Origin of the sequence: Streptomyces sp. SID14478, assembly GCF_010548525.1 — a bacterium.
Lineage (GTDB): Bacteria > Actinomycetota > Actinomycetes > Streptomycetales > Streptomycetaceae > Streptomyces.
In genome coordinates this window covers 1-3,418 of sequence record NZ_JAAGMG010001234.1, presented here as the reverse complement: position 1 = coordinate 3,418, position 3,418 = coordinate 1, and the positions used below count along the sequence as shown (strand labels likewise).

The following is a 3,418-nucleotide window of genomic DNA, read 5'->3' as shown; positions in this document are numbered from 1 at the left end:
CGGCACGACCCTCGCCTCCGTCGCCACGGCGCCGGCCGGCCCCGGCTACCGCCGCCTGGGCGAAGGACCGGCCTGGCAGCGGGTGGTCCGCCCGGACCTCAAGGCGCCGAAGTCCGGGCGCGAGGGCCGCCGTACCGCACTCGCCGCGTTCGTCCAGTTCACCGACCTGCACATGGTCGACGTGCAGAACCCGCTGCGCTACGAGTACTTGAGGGCGCAGACGGCGAGCGCCTGGCGTCCGCAGGAAGCCCTCTCGGTCGCCGGGACGATCTCCCTCGTCGAGCGCGTCAACGCGCTGCGCGGCGCCCCCGTCACCGCCTCGCCGCTGCACTTCGTGATGACGACGGGCGACAACACGGACAACAACTCGCACACCGAACTCGACTGGTTCCTCACGGCCCTGAGCGGCGGCCGCATCACGCCCAACAGCGGCGACCCGCGCCACTACGAAGGCGTCCAGGACAGCGGGCTGCCCCTGTACTGGCACCCGGACGCCGCCCTGCGCGACGCCGACAAGCGACGCCACGGCTTCCCGCGCATCCCGGGCTTCCTCGAAGCGGCGATCGCCGAACTGCGCAGCCCGGGCCTGAACCTGCCCTGGTACTCCACGGTCGGCAACCACGACGCGCTGCCCGGCGGCTGCTACGCCCCCGGCGACTCCTACTGGGCCGAGATCGCCGTCGGCGGACGCAAGCTGATGGAGCTGCCCGAGGCCGCGGGCAAGGCCGTCTGGGACAACGTGGAGAAGGGCGGCGACCCCAAGGGCAAGGCGTTCAGGGAGCTGCTGAAGGCGCAGGCCCGGCACATGCGCGCGGTCACCGCGGACGAGGCCCGCGCCCCGTTCACCCCCGCCGAGTACCTCGCCGCGCACCTCGACCCGGCCCGCACCGGACCCGGCCCCGTCGGCCACGGCTACACACAGGCCAACCTCGCCGCCGTCACCCAGTACTACGCCTTCCGGATCTCCGGTGACGTCCTCGGTGTCAGCCTCGACACGACCGACCCCGGCGGCCACTACGAGGGCTCGATCGGCGCCCGCCAACTCGACTGGCTCACCGCGCAGTTGAAGACGGCCGAGAAGAACGGCGATCACGTCGTCGTCTTCTCGCACCACACCAGCAAGTCGATGCGCAATCTGCGCGAGGACCCGCACCACCCCGGCGAGCGGCGCCACGGCGGCAAGGAGCTGGCCGCCCTGCTGGCCCGCCACCGCCCGGTGCTCGCCTGGGTCAACGGCCACAGCCACAAGAACGCGATCACCCCGCACGAGGGTGAGAACGCCGGCGGCGGCTTCTGGGAGATCTCCACCGCCTCCCACGTCGACTTCCCGCAGCTGGCCCGCATCATCGAGATCGCCGACAACGGCGACGGCACGCTCTCCCTGTTCACCACCCTGATCGAGTCGGCGGCCCCGCACCGCACGGACTTCACCGACCTCAGCCAGACGGGCCTCGCCGCCCTGTACCGCGAGCTCTCCTTCAACGCCCCGGGCGCCCGCACGACGCTCTCCGGCGACCCGGGGGACCGCAACACGGAGCTCGTCCTCAAGAAAGGCTGACACCCCTAGGGGCCGGTACTCCTCAGGGCTGAACTTCCGTGCGGCCGGCCCTCACGGCTCAACCTCCGCCCCCGCCCCCGTCGTCCCTCCCGCCGAACGCACCACGCCACCGCGACCACGGGGAGCAGCAGACATGTTGAAGCGCACGGGACTACTGGCAGCGGCATCGGTACTGGCGATCACCGCGGGCGCGCTCGCGTCTCCGGCGATGGCCTCGGCCCCCGGTTCCCGCGGTGACGACCACCGGGCCACCCAGCAGGCGATGGACGACGCCGTGCGCGCGGGCGTGCCCGGCGTGACGGCCCGGGCCACCGTCAACGGGCGCGGCTGGAACGGCACTTCGGGCCGCCGCGGCGCCCACGACCACTACCGCGTGGGCTCCGTCACCAAGACGTTCGTCGCGACGGTCATGCTCCAGCTGGAGGCCGAGGGCCGGCTGAGCCTCGACGACACCGTCGACCACTGGCTGCCCGGCCTGGTCACGGGGCACGACAACGACGGCCGCGAGGTCACGCTGCGCCAACTCCTCAACCACACCAGCGGCATCTTCAGCTACACCGAGGACCCGGCGTTCCAGCAGGCGGTCTTCGCCAAGGACGGCTTCCTCAAGAACCGCTACCGGACCTGGACACCGACCGAACTCGTCCGGATCGGCCTCGGCCACCAGCCCTACTTCAAGCCCGGCGCGGGCTGGCACTACTCCAACACCAACTACGTCCTCGCGGGCATGGTCATCGAGAAGGCCACGGGCTCCTCCTACGCGCACGAGATCCGCTCCCGCATCATCGCCCCCCTGCACCTGAAGGCGACGTCGGTGCCCGGCACGCGCACGTCGGTGCCGCGGCCGTCCTCGCCCGCCTACGCGAAACTCACCGCGGACGGCAGCGGGGACCCCGTCGACGTCACGAGGATCAACCCGTCCGTCGCGGGCGCCTCGGGCGAGGTGATCTCCGACTCGAAGGACCTCGGCACCTTCTACTCGGCGCTGCTGCGCGGCAAGCTGCTGCCGCAGCGCCAGCTCGACGAGATGAAGACGACCGTCGTCACCGACCCCGAGGACCCCGACGCCGCGCGCTACGGCCTCGCGCTGATGAAGGAGAGGCTGCCCTGCGGCACGACCGTCTGGGGCCACGACGGCGGCATCCACGGCTCCTCCTCCCTGGCCCTCAGCACGGAGGACGGCCGCCACACGCTCGCGTTCAACTTCAACGGGGACTGGGCGGGCGACGAGTCGAAGGTGGCGCTCGCCGAGTTCTGCCCCAAGTAGACCGACGGTCACGCCGGTTGAGCACGTGAAGGGGCGGAGCCCACTGCCCGGGCCCCGCCCCTTCGCTCCCCTCCGAGCTGCCGCCCAGGTCCGTCACTACCTGGGCAGCACCACGACGTACGCCGCCGGATCGCGGTCGCCGGACGCCATCAGGGCGGTCCGTACGACAGCGGCCTGCTGCTCCGGCGACTCCCGCAGCTTCTTCGGCGTCAGGTGCACGACCGTGATCCCCAGCCGTTCCAAGTGCTCGCGCTTACGGGCGTACTCGCCCCACAGCGCGTCGCCCTCCTGCCGAGGCTCCGCCCGCGCCGCCCGCGTGTCCAGCTCCACCGCGACGGCCTGGTCCGGCCAGTACGCGTCGAGGCCCCCGAGGTGCGGGCCGCCCGGCAGCCGCAGGTCCACGTTCCACAGCGGGTCCGGCAGGCCGTGCTCGGCGACCATCGCGTACAGCCGGTCCTCGGCGAGCGCCCGCCCCTCCGCCAGCAGCGAGTCCACGGCGTCCACCACGTGCGGCCGGCTCAACAGCCGGGCCTGCGTCAACTCCCTCACGACAGCGGCGGGTTCGCAGTGGCCGCCGCGGACCGCCTCGGTCA

General features: G+C 72.3%; 2 protein-coding genes and 1 pseudogene. 2 read left to right on the top strand and 1 reads right to left on the bottom strand.

Annotated features, from left to right (window positions below):
* Both G3I40_RS39710 and G3I40_RS39705 read left to right on the top strand, forming a co-directional pair.
* Window positions 1-1,558: TIGR03767 family metallophosphoesterase (locus tag G3I40_RS39710; protein ID WP_164559677.1), on the top strand; the 1,558-nt coding region annotated here is incomplete at its 5' end.
* 133 nt (window positions 1,559-1,691) lie between these two features.
* A complete protein-coding gene (locus G3I40_RS39705; protein ID WP_164559676.1) occupies window positions 1,692-2,825 on the top strand; it encodes a serine hydrolase domain-containing protein in 1,134 nt (377 codons plus the stop codon).
* A gap of 96 nt (window positions 2,826-2,921) precedes the next feature.
* Here G3I40_RS39705 and G3I40_RS39700 read toward each other — a convergent pair.
* Window positions 2,922-3,418: pseudogene (locus tag G3I40_RS39700) on the bottom strand (hypothetical protein); the annotation flags it as partial.

Excerpts from the sequence above, each read along its gene's own strand:
- G3I40_RS39705 (WP_164559676.1), top strand. The coding sequence starts at position 1,692 with ATGTTGAAGCGCACGGGACTACTGGCAGCGGCATCGGTACTGGCGATC.